23 protein-coding genes are annotated in these 22,544 nt (G+C 69.5%); 4 read left to right on the forward strand and 19 right to left on the reverse strand.

The window, feature by feature from the left end; translation table 11 throughout:
- The first annotated feature begins 1 nt into the window (after position 1).
- The gene (locus tag PV766_RS03555) at positions 2-523 is read left to right on the forward strand and encodes a M23 family metallopeptidase (protein ID WP_421096409.1); all 522 of its coding nucleotides are present in this window, start codon (positions 2-4) and stop codon (positions 521-523) included.
- 5 nt (positions 524-528) lie between these two features.
- Here PV766_RS03555 and PV766_RS03560 read toward each other — a convergent pair whose 3' ends face one another.
- Positions 529-2,052 carry an AAA family ATPase gene (locus PV766_RS03560; RefSeq protein WP_421096410.1) on the reverse strand — a complete coding sequence of 508 codons (1,524 nt, stop codon included), beginning with the start codon at positions 2,050-2,052 and terminating at the stop codon, positions 529-531.
- A 64-nt stretch (positions 2,053-2,116) separates the two neighbouring features.
- Positions 2,117-3,055 (reverse strand): tyrosine recombinase XerC, encoded by a 939-nt coding sequence (locus tag PV766_RS03565; protein WP_064063374.1) that lies wholly within the window; start codon positions 3,053-3,055, stop codon positions 2,117-2,119.
- 85 nt (positions 3,056-3,140) lie between these two features.
- Between PV766_RS03565 and PV766_RS03570 the strand changes: the two genes are divergently transcribed.
- Positions 3,141-4,328 (forward strand): multidrug effflux MFS transporter, encoded by a 1,188-nt coding sequence (locus tag PV766_RS03570; protein ID WP_421096488.1) that lies wholly within the window; start codon positions 3,141-3,143, stop codon positions 4,326-4,328.
- Between the two features lie 16 nt (positions 4,329-4,344).
- On the opposite strand, the gene PV766_RS03575 is transcribed toward PV766_RS03570, so the two are convergent.
- The gene (locus tag PV766_RS03575; RefSeq protein ID WP_421096411.1) at positions 4,345-5,127 is read right to left on the reverse strand and encodes a siderophore-interacting protein; all 783 of its coding nucleotides are present in this window, start codon (positions 5,125-5,127) and stop codon (positions 4,345-4,347) included.
- A gap of 98 nt (positions 5,128-5,225) precedes the next feature.
- Here PV766_RS03575 and PV766_RS03580 point away from each other — a divergent pair, with 98 nt between their 5' ends.
- Positions 5,226-5,492: a DUF6953 family protein gene (locus tag PV766_RS03580; RefSeq protein WP_016933846.1), complete on the forward strand. Its 267-nt coding sequence runs from the start codon at positions 5,226-5,228 to the stop codon at positions 5,490-5,492.
- 19 nt (positions 5,493-5,511) lie between these two features.
- On the opposite strand, the gene dprA is transcribed toward PV766_RS03580, so the two are convergent.
- The 9 genes from dprA to PV766_RS03625 form a co-directional block, all read right to left on the reverse strand.
- Complete coding sequence (dprA, locus tag PV766_RS03585; protein WP_421096412.1) at positions 5,512-6,645, reverse strand: DNA-processing protein DprA; 1,134 nt, start codon at positions 6,643-6,645, stop codon at positions 5,512-5,514.
- Entirely contained in the window at positions 6,642-8,150 is a 1,509-nt protein-coding gene (locus PV766_RS03590; protein ID WP_421096413.1) for a YifB family Mg chelatase-like AAA ATPase, read from the reverse strand. Before PV766_RS03590 ends, dprA begins: the two co-directional genes overlap by 4 nt.
- Positions 8,150-8,524 (reverse strand): YraN family protein, encoded by a 375-nt coding sequence (locus PV766_RS03595; protein ID WP_129976586.1) that lies wholly within the window; start codon positions 8,522-8,524, stop codon positions 8,150-8,152. Before PV766_RS03595 ends, PV766_RS03590 begins: the two co-directional genes overlap by 1 nt.
- A 176-nt stretch (positions 8,525-8,700) precedes the next feature.
- On the reverse strand, positions 8,701-9,015 hold the full coding sequence (locus tag PV766_RS03600; RefSeq protein WP_006550963.1) for a DUF2469 domain-containing protein: 315 nt from the start codon (positions 9,013-9,015) through the stop codon (positions 8,701-8,703).
- A 37-nt stretch (positions 9,016-9,052) separates the two neighbouring features.
- The gene (locus tag PV766_RS03605) at positions 9,053-9,805 is read right to left on the reverse strand and encodes a ribonuclease HII (protein ID WP_421096414.1); all 753 of its coding nucleotides are present in this window, start codon (positions 9,803-9,805) and stop codon (positions 9,053-9,055) included.
- A complete protein-coding gene (gene lepB / locus PV766_RS03610) occupies positions 9,802-10,611 on the reverse strand; it encodes a signal peptidase I (RefSeq protein ID WP_064063406.1) in 810 nt (269 codons plus the stop codon). The genes PV766_RS03605 and lepB overlap by 4 nt, the downstream gene beginning before the upstream one ends.
- 227 nt (positions 10,612-10,838) lie before the next feature.
- Positions 10,839-11,180: a 50S ribosomal protein L19 gene (rplS, locus tag PV766_RS03615; protein ID WP_016933840.1), complete on the reverse strand. Its 342-nt coding sequence runs from the start codon at positions 11,178-11,180 to the stop codon at positions 10,839-10,841.
- Between the two features lie 83 nt (positions 11,181-11,263).
- Positions 11,264-12,169 carry a hypothetical protein gene (locus PV766_RS03620; protein ID WP_421096489.1) on the reverse strand — a complete coding sequence of 302 codons (906 nt, stop codon included), beginning with the start codon at positions 12,167-12,169 and terminating at the stop codon, positions 11,264-11,266.
- 67 nt (positions 12,170-12,236) lie between these two features.
- Positions 12,237-14,597: a Tex family protein gene (locus tag PV766_RS03625; protein WP_421096415.1), complete on the reverse strand. Its 2,361-nt coding sequence runs from the start codon at positions 14,595-14,597 to the stop codon at positions 12,237-12,239.
- A 143-nt stretch (positions 14,598-14,740) separates the two neighbouring features.
- Between PV766_RS03625 and PV766_RS03630 the strand changes: the two genes are divergently transcribed.
- Complete coding sequence (locus PV766_RS03630) at positions 14,741-15,727, forward strand: hypothetical protein (protein WP_421096416.1); 987 nt, start codon at positions 14,741-14,743, stop codon at positions 15,725-15,727.
- 18 nt (positions 15,728-15,745) lie between these two features.
- Here the strand turns inward: PV766_RS03630 and trmD are convergent, their stop codons facing one another.
- The 7 genes from trmD to PV766_RS03665 form a co-directional block, all read right to left on the reverse strand.
- Positions 15,746-16,453 carry a tRNA (guanosine(37)-N1)-methyltransferase TrmD gene (trmD, locus tag PV766_RS03635; RefSeq protein ID WP_016932814.1) on the reverse strand — a complete coding sequence of 236 codons (708 nt, stop codon included), beginning with the start codon at positions 16,451-16,453 and terminating at the stop codon, positions 15,746-15,748.
- A 3-nt stretch (positions 16,454-16,456) separates the two neighbouring features.
- On the reverse strand, positions 16,457-17,044 hold the full coding sequence (gene rimM, locus PV766_RS03640; RefSeq protein WP_255162672.1) for a ribosome maturation factor RimM: 588 nt from the start codon (positions 17,042-17,044) through the stop codon (positions 16,457-16,459).
- A 10-nt stretch (positions 17,045-17,054) separates the two neighbouring features.
- The gene (locus tag PV766_RS03645; RefSeq protein ID WP_006550954.1) at positions 17,055-17,297 is read right to left on the reverse strand and encodes an RNA-binding protein; all 243 of its coding nucleotides are present in this window, start codon (positions 17,295-17,297) and stop codon (positions 17,055-17,057) included.
- The gene (gene rpsP / locus PV766_RS03650) at positions 17,297-17,743 is read right to left on the reverse strand and encodes a 30S ribosomal protein S16 (RefSeq protein WP_064063365.1); all 447 of its coding nucleotides are present in this window, start codon (positions 17,741-17,743) and stop codon (positions 17,297-17,299) included. The genes PV766_RS03645 and rpsP overlap by 1 nt, the downstream gene beginning before the upstream one ends.
- Positions 17,744-17,982: 239 nt before the next feature.
- Positions 17,983-19,551, reverse strand: coding sequence for a signal recognition particle protein (gene ffh / locus PV766_RS03655; RefSeq protein WP_421096417.1), 1,569 nt, complete (start codon positions 19,549-19,551; stop codon positions 17,983-17,985).
- A gap of 114 nt (positions 19,552-19,665) precedes the next feature.
- Positions 19,666-22,179 (reverse strand): [protein-PII] uridylyltransferase, encoded by a 2,514-nt coding sequence (locus tag PV766_RS03660; protein ID WP_421096418.1) that lies wholly within the window; start codon positions 22,177-22,179, stop codon positions 19,666-19,668.
- A complete protein-coding gene (locus PV766_RS03665) occupies positions 22,169-22,507 on the reverse strand; it encodes a P-II family nitrogen regulator (RefSeq protein ID WP_016932809.1) in 339 nt (112 codons plus the stop codon). Before PV766_RS03665 ends, PV766_RS03660 begins: the two co-directional genes overlap by 11 nt.
- Positions 22,508-22,544 lie beyond the last annotated feature (37 nt).

The raw sequence follows: 22,544 nt of genomic DNA on the forward strand, positions 1-22,544 counted from the left end.
CATGGCCCTTGCCGCTCCCCTGCGGATGCTCCCCGTCGCGATCGCCGCGCTCGTCCCGCTCGGTGCGCTCGCCGCACCCGTCGTCGTCCCGGGCACCGCCTCCGCCGACCCCGGACGGTTCGTCTGGCCGCTCGATCCGCGTCCCGCGGTGAGCAGACAGTTCGATCTTCCCGAGCAGAACTGGCTCCCCGGACACCGCGGCGTCGACCTCGACGCACACGCGGGACAGACCGTCGTGGCCGCCGGTGACGGCGTCGTCGCGTTCGCCGGCACCGTGGCGGGCAAGCCCGTGGTCTCCATCGATCACGAGGGCGGTCTGCGCACCACCTACGAACCCGTCGACGCCTCGGTCACCGCCGGTCGCCGGGTGACGAGAGGCGATCCCATCGGCACCGTCGCCGCCGGCCACGAAGGATGCGTCTCCCCCGCATGTCTGCACTGGGGGCTGCGCCGCGGACGCGCCGACTACCTCGATCCGCTCCCCCTCGTGCAGCGTCCGGTGATCCGGCTGCTGCCCGTATGAGACGGTCAGTGCCCCGTGCGCCGACCCGGCTGGTGCACCGCGTGCCGGCCCGAGAGGGCGGGGAAGTCGTCGGCGACCATCGCGGCCAATTCGACGAACGCGGTCCGGGTCGCGGGCCGGAGCCGATCGAGATCGATCTCGGCGCCCTCGGCAAGATGCTCGTCGAACGGAATCACCTTCACCGCGCGGCAGCGAGCGAGGAAGTGCGCGGTCAACGCGTCCATGTCGATGCTCGCCGAACCCGGCCGGGGAGAACTGACGACCACGACCGTCCGTTCGACCAGCGCGGAGAAGCCGTGCGCCTGTAGCCAGTCGAGTGTCGCGGCAGCACTGCGCGCCGCGTCGACCGCCGGCGACGCGACGAGCACGAGGGTGTTCGCCAGGTCCAGCACTCCGCGCATGACCGAGTGCATGATCCCGGTTCCGCAATCGGTGACGATGACGTTGTAGTAGACCTGCAGGATGTCGACGACGCGGCGGTAGTCCTCCTCGCTGAACGCTTCCGACGCAGCGGGATCACGTTCGCTCGCAAGCACTTCGAGTCGGCTCGGCGCCTGCGAGGTGTAGGCGCGCACATCCGAGTACCGGCGGATCCCCGACGCATTCGCGAGCAGATCCCGCACCGTCGACGTGGTCTGCTGCGGAATCCGTTGGGCGAGGGTGCCGAAGTCCGGATTCGCATCGACGGCGATGACGCAGTCGCCACGCAACGAGGCGAACGTCGATCCCAGCCCGACGGTGGTTGTGGTCTTTCCCACCCCACCTTTCAAGGACAGCACCGCGATCCGGTAGTCGCCCGGAATCGGCTGGCGGATCCGGGCGACGAGTTCCTCGCGGCGCTCGCTGCTTCCGCCGTCGAGTCTGCCCCCGGTGAGTCTGCCGACACTCTCCCGCCACCGCCCCGACGGACGTCGCGACCGGCGGACGAGCACTCCCGACGCGAGGTCGATGTTCGACGGTCGATGGTCGAAGTGCTGCGCCGCGTACTGCGAGTCGTCGGCCGCGGTGTCCGTCGGCGGTGAGACGGGATCGAGCATCGGTACCGGACGAGGACCGACGGACACGGGGTCGGGCTCTGCGGTCTCCCGGACCGGCACCTCCGGTGCCGGCTCCCCGGTTCCGGGCCCTGACGCCACCCCCTCGGCTGCCGGATCGGCGGAAACGGATTCCGGTTCCACCGACGCGGGATCGGAACCCGACTCGCGTTCGGCCACCTCGCCCAGGATCGTCTCGGCGGATTCCGGGCATGCGGGGGCCGGTGCGGCCACCGGCTCCGACACTTCCTGCACGGAACTCTCGTCCGTGGTGATCCGGGGCCGCAGCGCCATGCCGAGCGGTACGGATGCCGTCATCCCGAGCGGAGCGGAGGGAACCGGAGCGGACGCACCGTCGCCGGGCGGAGCCGAAGGGCCGGATGCCTCGGCGCCCCGGCCCGCGCGGCGGAAGCCGCGACGCGCGGAGTCGGTCTCGGATTCCGGTGGGTCCTGCAGCCAGGCGGGCACGGCAGGACTCGGATCGTTGCGTCTCATCTGTTCCCCCGATTCGATGGTGCCGGCGCACGCTATCAAACCGGGAGGGTTCGTCGGCAGCCGATCAGGCGCGGGGATGGGCCTGATCGTGCGCGGCGCGCAGGCGGGCCACCGAGACGTGTGTGTAGAGCTGCGTGGTGGCCAGACTCGAATGTCCCAGCACCTCCTGGACCACGCGCAGGTCCGCTCCCCCTTCGAGCAGGTGCGTGGCAGCGCTGTGCCGCAGGCCGTGCGGCGCGAGATCGGGTGCGCCGGGCACCGACGAGACGGCCTCGTGCACCACGGACCGGACCTGCCGCTGATCTATCCGCCCGCCACGTTTGCCCAGCAGCAGCGCCGCACCCGACGACGGGTGCACGAGGTGCGGGCGTCCGTGACGCAGCCACGCGTCGATCGCATCCGCCGCGGGAGCTCCGTAGGGGACGATCCGTTCCTTGTCGCCCTTGCCGAGGACCCGGACGACTCGGCGCTCGGCGTCCACATCGTCGATGTCGACAGCGCAGAGTTCCCCGACCCGGATTCCGGTCGCGTAGAGCAGCTCGACGATCAGGCGATCCCGCAGGGCGACAGGATCGAGTTCGCGCGCACCGGATTTCGCGGCCTCCATGATCTCCAGCGCCTGATCGTCGCGGAGTACCGCGGGCAGCGACCGGTGCGGGCGCGGCGAGACGAGGCGCGTCGCCGGGTCGGTGTCGAGACGCCGGGTGCGCTCGAGCCATGCGGTGAAGACGCGTGCCGACGACGTGCGCCGCGCGAGCGTGGCGCGCGCCGCGCCCCCTGTCACCATCCCGGCGAGCCACGAGCGCAGCAGATCGAGGTCGAGGTCGGTGATGCGCGCCTCCGGGTGCCGGTCGGCGAGGTGCTGCAGAAGCGAGCGGATATCGGTCCGATAGGCGCGGATCGTGTGTTCCGAGCGGTTGCCTTCGAAGCGGAGATGGTCGACGAAGTCGTCGAGATGCACGGCCAGTGTCGCCGGGAGCATGTCGGAACTGTCACCTCGCATGCGTCCACCGTGCGGCACGACGGCTCCGGGTGCAACGACCCGCGCCGACTAAGGTGTTTTCGTGAACAAAACGATCCCGGTACCGATGTTGTGCGCCCTGGCGTTGCTGTCGGCGATCGCGCCGCTCGCCACGGACATGTACCTTCCGGGACTTCCCGTCATGGCGGAGAGCCTGGGCAGTTCGACCGTCGGCGTTCAGCTCACCCTCACGACCTTCATGGCGGGGCTCGGACTCGGTCAGTTGCTCGTCGGTCCGCTCTCGGACGGCTGGGGCCGGCGACGGCTGATCCTCGCAGGCACGATCGTCCTCGCGGTCAGCAGCGCGATCTGCGCGATGGCGCCCACCGTCGAGATTCTGATCGCGGCGCGTCTCATCCAGGGATTCAGCGGCGGCACCGGCATCGTTCTCGCCCGCGCGGTGATCGCCGACCGGGCCCGGGGCAATCAGGCGGCGAAGTTGTTCAGCCTGATGATGATCATCGGCGGCATCGCACCCGTCGCCGCGCCGCTTCTCGGCGGGGTGCTGCTGGATCCGATCGGGTGGCGCGGCATCTTCTGGGTGCTCACGGGCCTGGCAGTCCTGATGGCCGCCGGCGCCTTCGCGTTCGTCCCGGAGACCCTTCCGCCGGAGAAACGGCACAGCGGCGGCCTGAAGACGATGGCCGGCAACTTCGGGTACGTCCTCCGGCAGCGACGCTTCGTGGGTTACGCCGCCGCCATGGCCCTGGGCTTCGGCGCGATGTTCTCGTACATCTCGGCGTCGCCGTTCGTCACGCAGAACATCCTCGGTCTGAGCCCCGGCCAGTTCTCGATGGTCTTCGCCGTGAACTCGGCCGGTCTCGTGCTGGCCAACGCCGTCAACACCCGCCTCATCGGCCGGTTCGAGGTGCGGACACTGCTGCTCTTCGGTGTGACCACCATGTTCACGGCGGGCACCCTGCTGCTGCTGACGATGGTCGTCGTCGGCTACGTCGCGGCGCTGATCCTGCCGCTGCTGTTCGTCGCGATCAGCATGATGGGCCTGACGCTGGGCAACGCCACCGCGCTGGCCCAGTCGCAGGTCCCGAAGGCGGCCGGTACGGGCTCCGCCGTGATCGGTGCCTCCCAGTTCGGTCTCGCCGCCGTGGTCTCCCCCCTCGTCGGGCTCGGCGGCGAAGGCACCGGTATCCCGATGGCCGTCGCCATCGTGATCTGCTCGGGACTCGCGCTTGCCTCCGCTGCGGTGCTGGCGCGTGACTCGGCCGCGGTGCCGGCGCGCGAGTCCTCGAGCTGACGCGAACCGCCGGCCGTCAGTTGCTCTCGACGGCCGCCAGTTCGCTCTTCCACACTCGGAAGCCCTCCTCGGTGCGTCCGCGACGCCAGTAACCCGAGATCGACGCGCGTGCCGGCGGTACGGCCCGTTCCTTCCGCAGGTACGGCCGGATGTGCTTCATGACGGCCTCGGCCTCACCGTGCACGAAGACCTGCACGTCGCCGCCCGGCCAGGGCAAGGCCTTCACCGCGGCGACGAGCGGCGAGTTGCCGTCGATCAGGTCGGCACCGGCGTCACCGGCCGCGACACCGCGATGGAGCCACGTGACGTCCACCCCCGCCGGGGCATCGAGTTTCAGTTCGTCGCCGGGCCCGATGACCTCCAGGAAGACCGCTCCCCTCGCATCGGCCGGAAGATCCTCGAGCGCAACCGCGATCGCGGGGAGCGCGGTCTCGTCGCCGGCGAGCAGATGGAAGTCGGCGGAGCGATCGGGCCGGTAACCCGCGCCGGGACCCCGCACCACGACCTGCGTGCCCGGCTGCACCGATCGAGCCCACGGTCCCGCGACACCCTCGTCGCCGTGGACGACGAAGTCGATCCAGATCTCCCGGGCGTCGGGGTCGACGCGCCGGACGGTATAGGTGCGGACGACGGTCTCGTCCCCTGCCGCCAACTCGATCTTCACGTAACTGTCGGTCTCCGGGCGGGCGGGGAACTCGCCGAATCCGTCCCCACCGAGCACGACACGAACGAAATGCTCGCCGATCGTCTCGGTCCGCAGGACCGTGAGTGTCGTCGATGCGGGCGCTTTCGGAGCCACCGGACCTCCAAATTAGGGTTACCTATTACTGCGCCACCGTACTCTGCGGCGGGGTGCGGCGGGGACGTCACGATCGGCGACGCTCTAGGCTCGAGAACATGAGCACCACCGCGGCCGACATCGCCACCTGGATGACCGACATCATCACCACCGAACGCAGGGTCACCCAGACCGACATGGTCGACGCGATCGACGCCAAGTTCGGCTCCGACTGGATCTACGTCAACGACAACGGCCACCCGTCGATCGACCGGGCAGTCCTCAAGGAGTTCCGCAAGGCACATCGCGGCGCGGTGAAGTGGAACCGCGACGACCGCGCCTGGTACGTCGACGACGAGCCGACGGCGGGCACCTCTACCGAGTGATCGACGCTCGGGGCACCGGTCACGTCCGCCGCCATCCTCCGTCCGTGGTCTCCACCAGTCCGTCGAGTTCGAGCAGGGGCAGTGCTGCCCGCACCCGCTCGATCGGCAGCCCCGCCGACTCGGCCACCATCGCCGGATCACTGACGTTCGACGCCGGAAGCGCCTCGTAGACCAGTGCCATGTCGCCCGACAGTCCGTCCAGCTCGCGGCGGAACAGGCCGTCGCGGTCGTCGTCCCCGCCCGCCATCAGCGGACCGCACTCCTCGACGACGTCGCGCGCCACGCCCACCAGGCGGGCTTCTCCTTCCCTGATCATGCGGTGACATCCCTGTGAGGCCGCCGAGGTGACCGGTCCGGGCACCGCCATGACCGGTCGGCCGAGTCGTCTCGCCCACGCCGCGGTGTTGCGCGCACCACTGCGCCACCCCGCTTCGACGACCACGGTGCCGGCCGACAGGGCCGCGATCAGCCGGTTCCGGGCCAGGAACCGGTACCGAGCGGGGGTCGTCCCCGGCGGATACTCGCTGACCACCAGTCCGGACTCGGAGATCTGCCGCAGCATCGTCGTATGTGCCGCCGGATACGCCCGGTCGACACCGCACGCCAGGATCGCGACGGTGGTGCCGCCCACCCCGAGCGCCGCGCGATGCGCAGCCGCGTCGACGCCGAAGGCGGCCCCGGACACGACCGTCCACCCATCGGCGGCGAGATCCCCGGCGATCTCCGCGGTGACGTGTTCACCGTAACCACTCGCGGCGCGGGTTCCGACGACGCCGATCGCGCGTTCGGCCAGTTCGTCGAGCCGCCGGCTCCCCCATACCCACAGTGCGAGGGGTGGCCCCTCGGCGTCGGTCGCGGTGTCGAGGGTGCCGAAGCCGAGCATCTGCCACGCGGGCCATTCGTCGTCGTCCGGCGTCACCAGCCGCCCTCCGGCCCGCCCCAGACGCTCGAGATCCCGGGCCGCGGTATCGAGATGCGCCCGAACCGAGTACCGCGCCGAGAGCTCGTCGGGGGTCGAACCCGAGCGGATCGAGGCCGCCACCTCGACCACTCCCCGGGCATCGACCGCCGCCGACAACGACCGCGACGCACCCTGCGCGACGGTGGACAGATATGCCCAGGCCAAGCGGCGTTCGTCCGGCTTCTCGTTCACGCGACACCTCGATCCCGGAAGTCGAGTGCGGCGGCGACATGCGTCGCCGACGGCGAATCCGAACCCTCGAGGTCGCTCAGTGTCCACGCGACCCGCAGTGCCCGATCCGCCCCGCGGGCGGTGATCGCGCCCTTGCGCAGCGCCCATTCGACCGGTTCGAGGGCGGCACGCGGGAGCCGGAACTTCTGGCGCAGGGCCGGACCGGGAACCTCGGCGTTGGTGGCCCAGCCGTATTCGGCCCACCGCTCACCCGCTGCGGCTCTCGCCCGGGCGACCCGCGCCCGCACCTCGCCGGTGCTCTCGCCGGTCTCCCCCATCAGTGCGCTCGTCGCGACGGCCTGCATCCGGACGCGCAGGTCGACGCGGTCGAGGAGGGGGCCGGACAGGCGTCCGAGATAGCGGCGGCGCGCGGTCGGCGCACACACGCAGTCGGCATCGCGTGGAGGTGCGCACGGACAAGGATTGGCCGCGAGGATCAGCTGGAACTGGGCCGGATATCGGGCGACGCCGTCCCGGCGGGCGATGCGCACCTCCCCGTCCTCGAGCGGTGTCCGCAGCGCTTCGAGGACCTTCGTTCCCATCTCGGCGACCTCGTCGAGGAAGAGCACGCCGCGGTGCGCCCGGCTCACCGCGCCGGGTTTCGCCATTCCCGTTCCTCCTCCGATCAGGGAACTCACCGACGCCGTGTGATGCGGTGCGATGAACGGCGGTTCGGTCACCAGAGGGCGATCGCTGGTGAGGGTGCCCGCCACCGAATGGATCGCCGTCACTTCGAGGGCATGACTCTCGCTCAGGTCCGGCAGTATCCCCGGAAGACGCTGTGCGAGCATCGTCTTCCCGATTCCGGGCGGACCGGTCAGCATCAGGTGATGCGCCCCGGCCGCGGCGACCTCGATCGCGCGGCGCGCCTCGTGCTGGCCGACCACTTCGCTGAGGTCGCCGCGCACCGCACGGGGCGGAAGGGCACGCGGATCGGGTCGTTCGAGCGGACCGTCTCCCTGGAGCCACAGCACCAGCTCGCGCAGCGTCTCGGCGCCGTAGACGTCGATGCCGTCCACGAGCGCCGCTTCGGTCATCGTCGCGGCCGGCACCACCACGCGCGACCAGCCGTGCCTCTTCGCCGTGAGCACGGCGGGCAGCACACCGCGCACCGGGCGGACCCGGCCGTCGAGCGCGAGCTCGCCGAGCAGCACCGTCCGGGAGACGGCCTCGGCCGGCACGACATCCGCGGCGTCTAGCACCGCGCAGGCCAGCCCGAGATCGTAGACACTGCCGACCTTCGGCAGGGTGGCCGGCGACAACGCGAGGACGACCTTCGAATCCGGCCACGCGGCCCCGGAGTTCGACACGGCGGCGCGCACCCGGTCGCGCGATTCCTGAAGCGCGGTGTCGGGCAACCCGACCATCGTCACACCGGGCAGACCTCGCCCGATGTCTGCTTCGATCTCGACGACCTGTCCGTCGATCCCGGAGACCGCAACCGACCAGGCGCGCCCGAGCGCCATCAGAGGACCTGCTTGCGGTGGGTGATCTCGGGCGCACGGCCCCGCGCGAGCAGCACGGTCACCACGTCGACCCGGATATGCGACCAGCGGCGCGTCTGTTCCGACAGCCACAGTCCGGCGAGGCGGCGGATACGTTCGGCCTTCGCCGGCGTCACCGCTTCGGCCGGGGTGCCGTAACCGGTACCCGTGCGGGTCTTGACCTCGACGAAGACGACGGTCGCTCCGTCCTGCACGATCAGATCGAGTTCGCCGTAACGGCTGCGCCAGTTCCGTTCGAGGACGACCATGCCGGTCGATTCGAGGTATTCCGTGGCGAGATCCTCACCTCGCGCGCCCAGATCCCGGTTGTGCCCTGTCCTGTTTCTCCCCTGCATACCCTCACTGTGGGGTACCGGGGTCCGCGGATTCGGCCGCCGAGTGCGCGATCGCGGGATCTGTGGACGAGTGCGGTGCCTGTGGACAACCGCAGTCGGAACGTCGTGGGGAACCGCTCGGTGCCGGCGTCCCCGTTAGGATGCGGCCGCTCGGCGCGGGTCCATCCCCGTGATCGTCAGCCCAGCTTGTCGGGCAGTCTCAGTTCGGGCTTGTCGAGCTCTTCGATGTTGACGTCCTTGAACGTGATCACGCGGACGTGCTTGACGAAGCGTGCGGGACGGTACATGTCCCACACCCAGGCGTCGGACATGCGCACTTCGAAGTACACCTCGCCGTTGGCGTTGTGCGGCAGCAACTCGACCGCGTTCGCCAGGTAGAACCGGCGCTCGGTCTCCACGACGTACGCGAACTGACCGACGATGTCCCGGTACTCCCTGTACAGCGAGAGTTCCATCTCGGTTTCATACTTCTCGAGATCCTCGGCACTCATCGGTCTCGGTGTCCTCCCACTCTGGTGTGTCCTGCAATCATCCCGCATCCGCCTCGTCGGTGAACAATCGACGCCCGACATCGTCGGTGTACGGGCGACGACCCGGGTCATCGGCGAACAACCGGCGACGCACCGCGGGCACTCCGCACACCGAGCGCACATTGGCCCACGACCGCCGGTGATGCGGCGACGGGCCGTGCTCGGCCAACGCCGCCATGTGCGTCGGTGTGCTGTAGCCCTTGTGTATCGCGAAGCCGTACTTCGGTACCTCGCGGTCGAGTTCGACCATCATGCGGTCTCGGGTGACCTTCGCCAGGACGCTGGCCGCCGCGATACACGCGGCCGCCGCGTCGCCCCCGATGACCGGCAGGGACGGAGCGGGCAGTCCGGGCACCCGGAAACCGTCGGTGAGCACGTAACCGGGTGGAGTCGACAGGCCTGCGACCGCCCGTCGCATGCCCTCGATGTTCGCGACGTGGATGCCGATCGCGTCGACCTCCGTCGCCGGGATCACCACGACGCTCCACGCCGGTGCGCGTCGCACGATGACCGAGTACAGCTCCTCGCGTGTGCGTTCGGTGAGCTTCTTGGAGTCGTCGAGCCGGTCGAGGGCGGCGTGCGGCCGATCGCCGAGCACACAGGCGGCCACGACGAGCGGACCCGCGCAGGCCCCGCGGCCGGCTTCGTCGACCCCCGCGACCGGACCGAGACCGCAGCGCACGAGCGCGGACTCCATCGTGCGCAGTCCCGAGGATCGGCGGATCACAGGGCGAGGTGGCCAAGCAGTCACGAGGGCAGGATCTCCGGTGATTCGATCAGGCCCCATCGGCCGGGAGGCAGCACGATGAAGCGGGCTTTTCCGATGACGTTCTCGAGCGGGATGGCGCCTTGATGCTCGTCGCCCACGTGGTAACGGGAGTCGGCGGAGTTGCTCCGGTTGTCGCCCATCACCCAGACGTGCCCGTCGGGAACCGTGACGGGTCCGAAGCACCGCCCGGAAGGCACCTCGGTCTCGCACGTGACGACACCCGGTGTGAACGGGAAGTCCATGGTCACGTACGGCTCGTCGAGCGGCACCCCGTCGACCAGGACGCGACCCTGGTCGTCGCAGCACTCCACCGTCTGACCACCGACCGCGATCACGCGCTTGACGAGATCGTTCTCGTCCGGGGGCACGACACCCACGAGGGAGCCGATTTCCTCCAGTCCCCGCACGACGACGTTGTCGGAACGAGTGGACACGTAGCCCGACGACCACGAGTCGGGTCCTTCGAAGACGATGACGTCGCCGGGCCGGGGATCGGTGAAGCGGTATCCCACCTTCTCGACGACGATGCGGTCGCCGGTGCAGCCCGGGCAGCCGTGCAGTGTCGGCTCCATCGATTCGGACGGAATGAGGTAGACCCTCGCCACGAAGGTCTGCAGCAGGAAGCTCAGGGCCAGAGCGACGACGATGAGGATCGGCAACTCGCGCCAGAAGGACTTCTGTTTCTTCGCCTTCGGGGCGGTGTCGTTCGCTGCGGGGTCCTCGCGCCGGTGGTGTGCACCGTCGGCTCGATCGCTCCGAGCCGAACCTCGAACGTCGTTGCGGTTCACGTCCGGTCCGGCCGGATCGTGCGGGGAATCTGCCACCTCGACAGACTAGCGTCTGCCGCAGGGCGGACCTCCGAGGACGACCGTCGACCCCGCCGCCCGGTAACGGACCATCCCCGCAAAGACGACGACCCGGCCGGGACATGGGTCCCGACCGGGTCGTCGGATGCTCTATCGGGTGGCTCGAGAGCCGCGCCGAGCAGCCCGAAGGGCTTCTCGGCGGCCGAAGATCAGCGCTTCTCCTTGATCTTGGCAGCCTTGCCGCGCAGCTCACGCAGGTAGTAGAGCTTCGCACGGCGGACGTCGCCACGGGTCAGCACGTCGATCTTGGCGAGGTTGGGGCTGTGCACCGGGAAGGTGCGCTCCACGCCCACGCCGAAGGAAACCTTGCGGACGGTGAAGGTCTCGCGGACACCGCCGCCCTGACGCCGGATCACGACGCCCTTGAAGACCTGCACGCGCTCCTTGCTGCCCTCGATGACCTTGACGTGCACATCGAGAGTGTCGCCGGGACGGAAGTCCGGGATGTCGTTGCGCAGCGACTTGGCGTCCAGAAAGTCCAGGGTGTTCATCGGTTGTTCATCCTCTTGTTCGCTCGAGCAGAGGAACCTGGCGGCGACCGCCGTGTGGCGGGCTCGACCGGTTCGTGCCCAGGTCAGGTAGGCGTGCCCGAACGGGGCAACCCGTCCATTGTGCCAGACGGAACATCGATCGAAGAAATCGGCGGCGGGGCCGGACGGACCCGCCGGTCCAGTTCCGCCTCGGTCGCGGTACGCGAGTGCTCCACACTGCCCCGCACGGTCTCGAGCGTCGGGGCCCCCGCGACGAGGTCCTGCACGAAGATCTTGGCGCGGATCACCGGACGTCGCACTCGACGTTCGCGCTCGAGCGCCCGGCTCATCCGGCGCGACCGCTCGCCGTACCGCCAACGCGCCCAAGGGGCACCCGGCAGGGAGAGCCGGATCGCCCCGACCCACAGGAGCGGAACGACGAACAGCCCGACCAGACCGGTCCAGATCTTGCCCTTCGCCAGGACGATCGCGGCGAGGAGGAGGTTCACGAGCACGGCCACGACGAGGCCGGCCCGTTCGGCCCAGTCACCGCTGTCCTCGAAGTTCGTGGCGTCCCCCAGTTCGAACGGGCGCAGGCCGAGCAGCCACATCCCGGTCACGGCGATCGCCACGAAGACGGCGTCGACGGAGACCCGCCCCTGCTCTTCCCAGTACACGTCGTTCAGATAGAAGATCAACGCGAACTCGTCGAGGGTCAGTGCGGCGCCGATGCCGAACACCGCGGCGAGGACCGTGGCGGCGACCCGGTTCGAGTCCTCGGAGATCGCGATCAGTCCCCCGCCGGCGATCACCATCGTGACGACGCCGAACACCACGTGGTGCACGTGCTGCCCACCGGGGGTGATGTTGCCGGGCCACCAGCGCACCTGTGCCCGGATCAACCGCACGCTGATCCGGATGAAGACGAACGCGGCCACGAAGCCGAGCAAGAAGGCCAGCAGCGGCAGGTGGCCCTGATCGACGATCTCGCGCCGCACCCAGTCGAGCATCACCGGATCACCCCGGCCACCGTGGATTCATGTCCACAGCATTGCAGGAGTGACCCGGTGATTCGGGTCAGTTGTTGCCGAAACCGGCGCGTCGCAGCGCGTCGGCCATCGACCCGGACGCGGCAGGTGCCGAACGGCGGTCGCCGCCCCGGCCCTGCTGGTCACGCTTGCCCTGACCGTTCCGGCCCCGCCCGCTGCCCTGGTTCCCACCGCTCCGGTTCGCTGACCGCCGGGCACCTCCGCGCGGCTGATCTCCGGATTTCTCGGCGTCCGGCGCGGGGATCTCGTCGTCGAGTCGCAGTGTCAGACCGATGCGTTGGCGGGCGACGTCGACCTCGAGGACCTTCACCTTGACGACCTCGCCGGATCGGACGACGTCGTGTGGATCCTTCACGAAGCTGCGCGACATCGCGGAGACATGGACGAGGCCGTCCTGGTGCACTCCGACGTCGACGAACGCGCCGAACGCCGCGACATTGGTGACCACGCCCTCGAGGACCATGCCGGGCTTCAGGTGGGCGACCTTCTCGACACCGGCTGCGAAGGTCGCGGTCTTGAACTCGGGACGCGGGTCGCGGCCGGGCTTCTCGAGTTCGGAGATGATGTCGGTGACGGTCGGGACACCGAAGCGGTCGTCGGCGAATTCGTCCGGCCGCAGCTTCCGCAGGGTGGCGGTGTTGCCGAGGAGTTCGCGGACGCTGCTGCCGGTCCGGTCGACGATCCGGCGCACCACGGGGTACGCCTCGGGGTGCACCGCGGACGCGTCGAGCGGATCGTCGCCGCTGGGGATGCGCAGGAAGCCCGCGCACTGCTCGAAGGCCTTGGGGCCGAGACGCGGAACGTCCTCGAGTGCGGTCCGCGCACGGAACGGACCGTGCTGGTCGCGGTGGGCGACGATGCTGTCGGCCAGAGAACCCGTGATGCCGGAGACGCGGGCCAGCAGCGGAACCGACGCGGTGTTGACGTCGACACCGACGGCGTTCACCGCGTCCTCGACCACCGCGCCGAGCGACCGCGCGAGCATCGTCTCGGACACGTCGTGCTGGTACTGGCCGACACCGATCGACTTCGGGTCGATCTTCACGAGTTCGGCGAGCGGGTCCTGCAGGCGGCGCGCGATGGAGACCGCACCGCGGATGGACACGTCGAGGTCCGGAAGCTCCTTGGTGGCGTACTCCGAGGCCGAGTAGACGGACGCTCCCGCCTCCGACACCACGATCTTGGTCAGCCCGGGCACCTTCGCCAGGGAGACGAGTTCGGTCGCGAGAGCGTCGGTCTCACGCGACGCCGTGCCGTTGCCGATCGCGATCAGTTCGACACCGTGCCGCGCGACCAACGCGGCGAGCACCGCGAGGGCCTCGTCGCGCTTGTTGTGGGGCTGATGCGGATAGATGGTGGTGTGGTCGACGACCTTGCCGGTCGCGTCGACGACCGCGACCTTCGTCCCGGTGCGGTAACCGGGGTCGAGGCCCATCGTCGGGCGGGTGCCGGCCGGGGCAGCGAGCAACAGATCCTTGAGGTTCGCGGCGAACACGTCGACCGCGTCCTTTTCCGCGGACTGCCGCAGCCGCATCCGGATGTCGAGTGCGAGCGACATCTGCAGCTTGGTACGCCATGCCCACCGGACGGTGTCGAGGAGCCACGTGTCGGCGGGGCGCCCCTCGTGGGCGATGCCGAAACGGGTGGCGATCCGTCCCTCGTAGTAGCTACGTTCGCCGGGGACGGTCTCGTCGGCCTCGGGATCGAGCGACAACGAGAGCACCTCCTCCTTCTCCCCGCGCAGGAGGGCGAGGATGCGGTGCGAGGGGAGCTGGGTGAACGGCTCGGAGAACTCGAAGTAGTCGGAGAACTTCGCGCCGTCGATCTCCTTGCCGGAACGCACGGTGGAGGTCACCTTGCCGCGCGTCCACATCGCCTCACGCAGTTCGCCGACGAGATCGGCGTCCTCGGCGAAACGCTCGACGAGGATGGCGCGCGCACCGTCGAGCTGCTCGGGCGTGTACCCGGCGGGATCGGTGGTGGGATCACCGATGAGCGCGTCGGCGACGGGTTCGTGACCGGCCTCACGGGCGATCTGCGCCTTGGTACGCCGCTTCGGCTTGAACGGCAGGTAGATGTCCTCGAGCCGAGCCTTGGTGTCGGCGAGCATGATCTGGCCACGCAGCGCGTCGTCGAGCTTGCCCTGCGTCTCGATCGACTCGAGGATCGCGGTGCGGCGCTCGTCGAGTTCGCGCAGATAACGGAGGCGTTCCTCGAGGGTGCGCAACTGGGCGTCGTCGAGCCCGCCGGTCGCCTCCTTGCGGTAGCGCGCGACGAACGGCACGGTCGCACCTCCGTCGAGCAGACCCACGGCCGCAGCGACCTGGTCTTCGCGGACGTCGAGTTCCTGGGCGATCCGCCGGTTCACGGTGTCGAGTTGGGTCGTCACGTCGAACGACCCTACAGTTGCCTTCCCCGGCCGCGCCCGTGACCGCACGGGGCGCCCCGCGCCCGTGACCGCATGGGGTCCCTGCAGGATCCCGAGTGGACCGGCGCTATTGTCCACAGCACAATGGAATGCAGGGACCGGACATGAAGCGCACACGCGGACGCGCACGATCGGGCGCGATGATGCTGTGCACGGCCGCCACACTGGTCGTATCCGGCTGCGATTCCATGGATCCCCATCCGCTCCCGCACGAGGCGCTCGGCCTCGCCTCGATCGCGGACGCCGGTCTCGACGAGCGCAACGTCTCGCTGTCGACGGCCGAGCTCCCCCGACAGATCGACGCCGCCGTCGCGCTCGCCGACAGCCGGGGAGCGCGCCTCACCGTCGCCGTGCTCGACCGTGAATCCGGGACCCGCGTCGTCGGCGGATCGGACGAACCCTTCGAGACGGCCTCTACGGTGAAGTTGTTCATCGCCGAGGAGGTCCTGTACCGCGAGGCGGTGGGCGAGGTGACGCTCGCCGACGAGGACCGGGAATTGATCCGTTCGATGCTGCGGTCGTCGGACGACAACGCCGCGACGGTTCTGTGGGAGGCCTACGGCGGTCCCGAGATCGTCGAGCATGCCGTGGAACGGCACAATCTGACCGGTACGACTCCCCCGGACCCGGAGTCCTGGTGGTGGAACACGACCACGACGGCGTCGGACATACTGACCTGGTACGACGATCTGCTCGGCGACAGCGCGTCGGGCGAGGAGAGTGCTGCCCGGATCGTCGGCCACCTGTCGGAGTACACCGACGAGGGTGTCGACGGATACGACCAGAGCTTCGGGCTCCCCGAGGGCGTCGGCGACTCCACCGATCTGGGCGTGAAACAGGGGTGGATGTGCTGCCTGGCCGGTGAATGGCTCCATCTGTCCACGGGTTTCCTCGGCGCCGACCACCGGTTCGTGGTCGTGGTGGCCGCACGGGAAGCCGTCACCTACGACGAGTCGGATCCCTTGTACGAGACGGGATTCCTGCCCGACACGGCGCTCTACGACGCGACCGACGACGGCAGCGCGCAGCACGCGCGCGAGACGGTCACGCTGGCGGTCGAGACGACCCTCGGAACCGCCCATCGCCCCTGAGAGCGGACCGATCCGGCGTCAGTCGTCGGACGGGAGCAGATCGGGGCGCCGCTCACGGGTGCGCTCCAGCGACTGCTCGTGGCGCCAGCGAGCGACCTTGCCGTGGTCGCCGGACATCAGCACCGGCGGCACCTCGAGATCGCGCCACACTGCCGGCCGGGTGTAGCTCGGGCCCTCGAGAAGCCCGTCGGAGAACGAATCCTCCTGGTGCGACTGCTGATTGCCGAGCACACCGGGCAGCAGCCGGACGACCGCCTCGACCATGACGAGCACGGCGACCTCACCGCCGATGAGGACGTAGTCGCCGATGCTCACCTCCTCGACGCGCACGCGCCGCGCGGCATCGTCGAACACGCGCTGATCGATACCCTCGTACCGTCCGCACGCGAAGACGATCCGCTTCTCCTGCGACCAGCGTTGCGCGGTGGCCTGATCGAAGCGGCGACCGGCGGGGGTCGGAACGACGAGCAGCACCTCGGGATCGGTCTCGCCGTCGGGACCTGCCAGCACGTCGTCGAGCGCCGGCCCCCACACCGTGGGTTTCATGACCATGCCCGGTCCGCCACCGTAGGGCGAATCGTCGACGGCCTTGTGCACGTCGTGCGTCCAGTCGCGCAGGTTGTGCACACCGACGGAGATCAACCCCTTGTCGATCGCTTTGCCGAGCAGCGCGACGCGCAGAGGTTCGAGATATTCGGGAAAGATGGTGACGACGTCGAGCCGCACGGACTACTGCTTCCCCTCGCTCGACTTCTTCTTGGACGGGGGTTCGCCGAAATCGGGGTCGAGCAGACCGTCGGGCGGATCGATCTCGATGACACCCTCGCGGACCGACACCGTCGGCACGATCTCGGTGACGAACGGGATCAGCAGCTCTCCGCGCTCCTGCCCGGCAGGACGGATCGACAGCAGTTCGCCTGCCGCGGTGTGCAGGACCTCGCGGACGGTGCCGATCTCGGTGCCGCCGTCGGGGCGACCGGCGACGATCCGCACCGTCAAGCCTTCGAGTTCGTGGTCGTAGAACTCGTCCGGATCGTCGGACGGAGGCAGATCGGCGCTGTCGACGACGAACAGCACCCCGCGCACTGCGTCGGCCGCGTCGCGACCGTCGATGCCCTGCAGGCGCAGCAGAAGCCGCCCGGAGTGTTCCCGGGCGGCTTCCACTGTGTACTCGTGCAGGTGCTTGTCGCGAGGCTTGCGGCCGCGCAGGACCGTGCCGACGGCGAAGCGCTCCTCGGGTTCGTCGGTGCGAACCTCGACGACGACTTCGCCTCGAATGCCGTGCGATTTGGCCACACGGCCCACGACGAGCTCCATCGACGCTCGCCTAGCGGTCGGTGTCGACGACGTCGACACGGATACCCCGGCCACCGATTCCGGTGACGAGGGTCCGCAGAGCGGTCGCGGTGCGACCGCCCCGGCCGATGACCTTGCCGAGGTCGTCGGGATTGACGTGCACCTCGACGGTGCGGCCCCGACGGCCCGCGATCAGGTCGACGCGGACGTCGTCGGGATGGGCGACGATTCCACGAACGAGATGCTCGACGGCATCGGCGACCACGGCGCTCATTACTCGGCGGCCTCGGTGGACTCGGCCTCGGTGGACGCCTCGGCGGACTCTTCCTTGGCAGCCTTCTTCTTCTTGGGCGTGACGGCCTCGGCAGCCGGCTCGTTCTCGGCCTGCGCGAGAGCAGCCTGGAACAGCTCGAGCTTGGACGGCTTGGCCTCCGCCTTCTTCAGGGTGCCCTCGGCGCCCGGCAGACCCTTGAACTTCTGCCAGTCACCCGTGATCTTGAGGAGGTTGAGGACCGGCTCGGTCGGCTGCGCGCCGACGGCCAGCCAGTACTGCGCACGCTCCGAGTCGATCTCGATCAGCGAGGGCTCTTCCTTCGGGTGGTACTTGCCGATGGTCTCGATCGCCCGGCCGTTGCGACGGGTGCGCGAGTCCGCGATGACCACGCGGTACTGCGGGTTGCGGATCTTGCCGAGACGGGTGAGCTTGATCTTGACAGCCACTGCTGTTTCTCCTTCGGGGTGCGCCGAGGCGCGTGTCACGTGCAATTCGGACGACGCGCCCTTCTGGCACGCCCGGTTTTGCCACCAACCTGTGACCGCCGCGCGGTACGTAACCGGATGCGACGACAGCGAACCATTCTGCCAGACGCGCGAGCCAGGACGAAACCGGCACCCGGTGACCCCGCGCACGCCTCGCGGTTGCGCTGTCACAGGCGCGGGACCGTCGTCCCGGGCCCGGCTCAGTTCTTGGGGAACTTCAGCTTCGACAGGTCGAAGTTCTCCAGACCCGGAGGCAACTCGTCGAGCCCCTTCGGCATCTTCGACAGGTCGGGCATTCCGGCCGGCATGCCACCCGGCAGACCGGGGAAGCCGCCGGGCATACCGCCCCGCACCTTCGGCGGCGTCGGTCCGCGACCGCCCTTCTTCCCCTTCTTGCCCTTCTTGCGCTGGTTCCTGCGCGCACCGGGCATGCCCATCTGGCCGGCCATCGCGGTCATCATCTTCCGGGCCTCGAAGAACCGGTCGACGAGCTGGTTGACGTCGGAGACCTTCACACCGGAACCGTTGGCGATACGCAACCTTCGCGAGCCGTTGATGATCTTCGGGTTGGCGCGCTCCTCCGGCGTCATGCCGCGGATGATCGCCTGGATGCGGTCGAGCTGTTTCTCGTCGACGTTGGCGAGGGCGTCCTTCATCTGCCCGGCCCCGGGCAGCATGCCGAGGAGGTTGGCGATGGGCCCCATCTTGCGCACGGCCATCATCTGCTCGAGGAAGTCTTCGAGGGTGAGCTCGCCGGAACCGATCTTGTTGGCGGTGGCCTCGGCCTGCTCGGCGTCGAAGACCTGCTCGGCCTGCTCGATCAGGGTGAGTACGTCGCCCATACCGAGGATGCGGCTGGCCATGCGCTCGGGGTGGAAGACGTCGAAGTCCTCGAGCTTCTCACCGGTGGACGCGAACATGATCGGCTGGCCGGTGAGCTCACGGACGCTGAGCGCGGCACCACCGCGGGCATCGCCGTCGAGCTTGGTGAGTACCACGCCGGTGAAGCCGACGCCCTCGCGGAACGCCTCGGCGGTGCTCACGGCGTCCTGACCGATCATCGCGTCGAGGACGAAGAGCACCTCGTCGGGCTGCACGGCGTCGCGGATGCCCGCGGCCTGCGCCATGAGTTCCTGGTCGATACCGAGGCGACCGGCGGTGTCGACGATGACCACGTCGTACTGCTTGGTGCGCGCCTCGGCGATACCCTGCTCGGCCACGGCGACCGGGTCGGCAGCCGTGACACCGAGCTCGTTCTCGCCGCCGCCGACGGACGTGCCGGGGTGGGGAGCGAAGACCGTCACGCCGGCCCGCTCGCCGACCACCTGCAGCTGGGTGACCGCGCCGGGACGCTGCAGGTCGCAGGCGACCAGCATGGGCGTGTGCCCCTGCGCCTTGAGCCACTTCGCGAGCTTGCCCGCGAGGGTGGTCTTACCGGCACCCTGCAGACCGGCGAGCATGATGACCGTCGGCGGGGTCTTCGCGAACTGCAACCGCCGGGTCTCGCCACCGAGGATCCCGACGAGTTCCTCGTTGACGATCTTGACGACCTGCTGGGCCGGGTTGAGCGCGCCGTGCACCTCGGCACCCTTGGCGCGCACCTTGATCTTCTTGATGAACTCGCGCACGACGGGCAGTGCGACGTCGGCCTCGAGCAGGGCGAGCCGGATCTCGCGGCAGGTCGCGTCGATGTCCGCGTCGGACAGCCGCCCCTTGCCGCGCAGGTCCTTCAGGACCCCTGTCAACCTGTCGGAAAGGGATTCGAACACCGAATGCGCTCCTGAGCTCTGACGAAGATGCGGACAATGCTGCGAACCAGGGTAACCGCTCGCGATCCGTCGCGACCGCGGGTGGCCACGCCGTACGGCGGGCCACCCGCGCGGTCACGATGCGCCGGCGGGCGCGGCAGGTCCGGGAGCGGGCAGGACGGAGAGGAGTTCCCGTTCGAGATGTTCCCGGGAGACACGGGTGTGGGCGCCGGCGAGATCGACACAGAACGAGTCGATCACGGTCGAACCCAGTGTGCTCACCCGCGCCCACCGCACGTCGGCCCCGACACGCTCGAAGACGTCCGCGAGACGGCACAGCAGACCGATCCGGTCCTCCGAGCGGATCTCGAGCACCACCTGGTCCGACTCGGACCCGTCGAACCAGATGATCCGCGGCGGCGCGAGCGCGGCGCCGACGGGGACCGCCCGGGCCGTTCGTTCGGGAAGGCGACTCTCGCGTTCGGCGCGGTCCTTGGCCTCGATCGCACCGAGCAGATCCAGGTCGCCGGATCGCGCCCGCACGAGTTCCTGCCGGAGCAGTGCCGCCTCGGGTGGTGAGCCGAACCTCGGGGCCACCACGAACGTGTTGACCGTGCTGCCTGCGTGGCTGCCGATGGAGGCCGACAGCACGCGCAGACCGTGCAGCGAGAGCACCCCGGCCTCGTCGGAGAGCACACCCCGCTCGTCGGGGGCGAGGAAGGTCGCCGTGAAGCTGCGGCCGTCCTCACGCGGTTCGAGTGCGACGTGCAGGGCACCGTCCTCGGCGAGGTTCGCGAGGACGGGATCGATCGGATCCGGCGCGGGCAGCTCGTCGCCCGCCATCATCATCCGGCAGCGGCGCACGAGTTCCCGGATCAGCGAAGCCTTCCAGTCGCCCCAGACCCCCGGGCCGGTGGCCTGGGAATCCGCTTCGGCCAGGGCGTGGAGGAGGTCGAGCAGCACCGGATCGCCGTCGAGGGCGTCGACCACCGCCGCGACCGTCTCCGGATCGTCGAGGTCGCGCCGGGTCGCGGTGTGCGGCAGGAGCAGGTGGTGCCGCACCATCGCGGTGAGCAGCGCCAGATCCGAGGGCCACACTCCCATCCGCCGCCCGATCTGCAAGGTCAGCTCCGCACCGACCACGCTGTGATCGCCGCCGCGCCCCTTGCCGATGTCGTGCAGCAACGCCCCGAGCACGAGCAGGTCCGGACGGGCGACCCGCGTGGTCAGTTCGCTCGCGTAGACGGCGGTCTCGACGAGGTGCCGGTCGACGGTCCACGTGTGGACGGCGTCACGCGGCGGCAGGTCGCGTACCGCACCCCATTCGGGGAGTAGGCGTCCCCACAGTCCGGTCCGGTCCAGCGACTCGATGACGTCGACCGCACGACGCCCCGAACCGAGCAGCACCAGGAAGTCGTCGAGGGCTTCGCGAGGCCAGGGTTCCCGCAGTTCCGGGGCGTGATCGGCGAGCCGGGTGAGGGTGGCCGCCGAGACCGGCAGACCGGCCTGTGCGGCCGCCGCAGCGACTCGCGTGGTCAGACCCGGATCCCGACGCGGATGCGCGTCCCGCGCGAGGGCCACCTCTCCCCCGTGCTCGACGACCCCTTCGTCGAGGGGACGCCGCACCGGTCCGCGACGCAGCCGCGACAGACCTTTCCGCGGCAGCGAGTTGGCCGCGGTGCGCAGACCGACATCCACGGAATAGCTGATGGTACGGGCCGATTCGGTGAGCACCCGGGCGAGATCGAAGCGGTCGCCGATCCGCAATGCCGCGGCGATCTCGTCCGCGTCCTGCGCACGCAACTGGTCGCGGGAGCGACCGGCGACGCGGTGCAGTTCGGTGCGTACGTCGAGCAGTCGCCGGTGGGCGGCCGCGAGGCCACCACCGGGGACGTCCGGTCCGAGCCCCGGCATGCCGTCGGTGAGCTGCGCAACGGACAGGGCATTGAGTAACTGCACGTCCCGCAACCCGCCGCGACCGCTCTTGAGGTCGGGTTCGGCTCGGTGGGCGATCTGCCCGCTGCGCTGCCATCGCCCCTCGGTCATCTCGATGAGTTCGTCGAAGCGGGACCGGATGCCGGTCCGCCACTGACGTCGTACGCCGCCGATGAGGAGATTGCTCAGCTGGGCGTCGCCCGCGATGTGCCGCGCCTCGAGCATCCCCAGCGCGGCCGTGAGATCGGAGGAGAACACCTGCAGGGCCTGGGGCACCGTCCGGACACTGTGGTCGAGCTTGATGTGCGCGTCCCACAGCGGGTACCAGAGCTGGTCGGCAACCTTCGACACGACGGCCGGCGCCATGTCGTCGTGGAGAAGGATGAGGTCGAGGTCCGAGTACGGGAGCATCTCGCGACGACCGAGGCCCCCCACCGCGACGATGGCGAAACCGCCCTCGCGCCTGATGCCGAGTTCGGAGCCCTTCGTCGTCAACCAGAATTCGTGCAGGTCCACCAGGGCGTGACGCAGGGCCACGGTGTCGAGGCGGCGGCTGCGGGGGCCGCCGGAGAGCAGGGCGTCACGGGCTGCCGTGAGATCGGCGGCTCCCGCGGGTGCGGGCGTGCGGGCCGAGGACACCGAAGGCCCCGACCCCACTGCCGGCGCAGCGGGATCAGGGCCTCGAGAGTCGGACCCCTGGGGGTCAGAGCGCATCCGAACCTCGTTCTCCGGTACGGACCCGGACCACACCTTCCACGGGGGTGACCCACACCTTGCCGTCGCCGATCTTCCCGGTACGGGACGCCTCGACGATGGTCTCGACGACCTTGTCGACAACGGAGTCGTCCACGACGACCTCCACCCGGACCTTGGGGACGAAGTCGACGGAGTACTCCGCCCCGCGGTAGACCTCGGTGTGGCCCTTCTGGCGGCCGTACCCCTGCACCTCGCTGACGGTCATTCCGAGCACTCCGGCCTGCTCCAGGCCGGCCTTGACGTCCTCGAGCGTGAACGGCTTGATGATCGCCGTGATCAGCTTCATTTCCTCATCCTTCCCAGAGCCCGCTGGCCGCTGTCAT

The sequence above is a fragment of the Rhodococcus sp. As11 genome, from assembly GCF_048957735.1.
GTDB lineage: Bacteria > Actinomycetota > Actinomycetes > Mycobacteriales > Mycobacteriaceae > Rhodococcus > Rhodococcus gordoniae.

Bases quoted from the DNA above. Each gene is read 5' to 3' on its own strand.
- PV766_RS03555 (WP_421096409.1), top strand. From the start codon at position 2: ATGGCCCTTGCCGCTCCCCTGCGGATGCTCCCCGTCGCGATCGCCGCG.
- PV766_RS03560 (WP_421096410.1), bottom strand. From the start codon at position 2,052: ATGAGACGCAACGATCCGAGTCCTGCCGTGCCCGCCTGGCTGCAGGAC.
- PV766_RS03565 (WP_064063374.1), bottom strand. From the start codon at position 3,055: ATGCGAGGTGACAGTTCCGACATGCTCCCGGCGACACTGGCCGTGCAT.
- PV766_RS03570 (WP_421096488.1), top strand. From the start codon at position 3,141: ATGTTGTGCGCCCTGGCGTTGCTGTCGGCGATCGCGCCGCTCGCCACG.
- PV766_RS03580 (WP_016933846.1), top strand. From the start codon at position 5,226: ATGAGCACCACCGCGGCCGACATCGCCACCTGGATGACCGACATCATC.
- PV766_RS03590 (WP_421096413.1), bottom strand. From the start codon at position 8,150: ATGGCGCTCGGGCGCGCCTGGTCGGTTGCGGTCTCCGGGATCGACGGA.
- PV766_RS03595 (WP_129976586.1), bottom strand. From the start codon at position 8,524: ATGCAGGGGAGAAACAGGACAGGGCACAACCGGGATCTGGGCGCGCGA.
- PV766_RS03600 (WP_006550963.1), bottom strand. From the start codon at position 9,015: ATGAGTGCCGAGGATCTCGAGAAGTATGAAACCGAGATGGAACTCTCG.
- rplS (WP_016933840.1), bottom strand. From the start codon at position 11,180: ATGAACACCCTGGACTTTCTGGACGCCAAGTCGCTGCGCAACGACATC.
- PV766_RS03620 (WP_421096489.1), bottom strand. From the start codon at position 12,169: ATGCTCGACTGGGTGCGGCGCGAGATCGTCGATCAGGGCCACCTGCCG.
- PV766_RS03630 (WP_421096416.1), top strand. From the start codon at position 14,741: ATGAAGCGCACACGCGGACGCGCACGATCGGGCGCGATGATGCTGTGC.
- rimM (WP_255162672.1), bottom strand. From the start codon at position 17,044: ATGGAGCTCGTCGTGGGCCGTGTGGCCAAATCGCACGGCATTCGAGGC.
- PV766_RS03645 (WP_006550954.1), bottom strand. From the start codon at position 17,297: ATGAGCGCCGTGGTCGCCGATGCCGTCGAGCATCTCGTTCGTGGAATC.
- PV766_RS03660 (WP_421096418.1), bottom strand. From the start codon at position 22,179: ATGCGCTCTGACCCCCAGGGGTCCGACTCTCGAGGCCCTGATCCCGCT.
- PV766_RS03665 (WP_016932809.1), bottom strand. From the start codon at position 22,507: ATGAAGCTGATCACGGCGATCATCAAGCCGTTCACGCTCGAGGACGTC.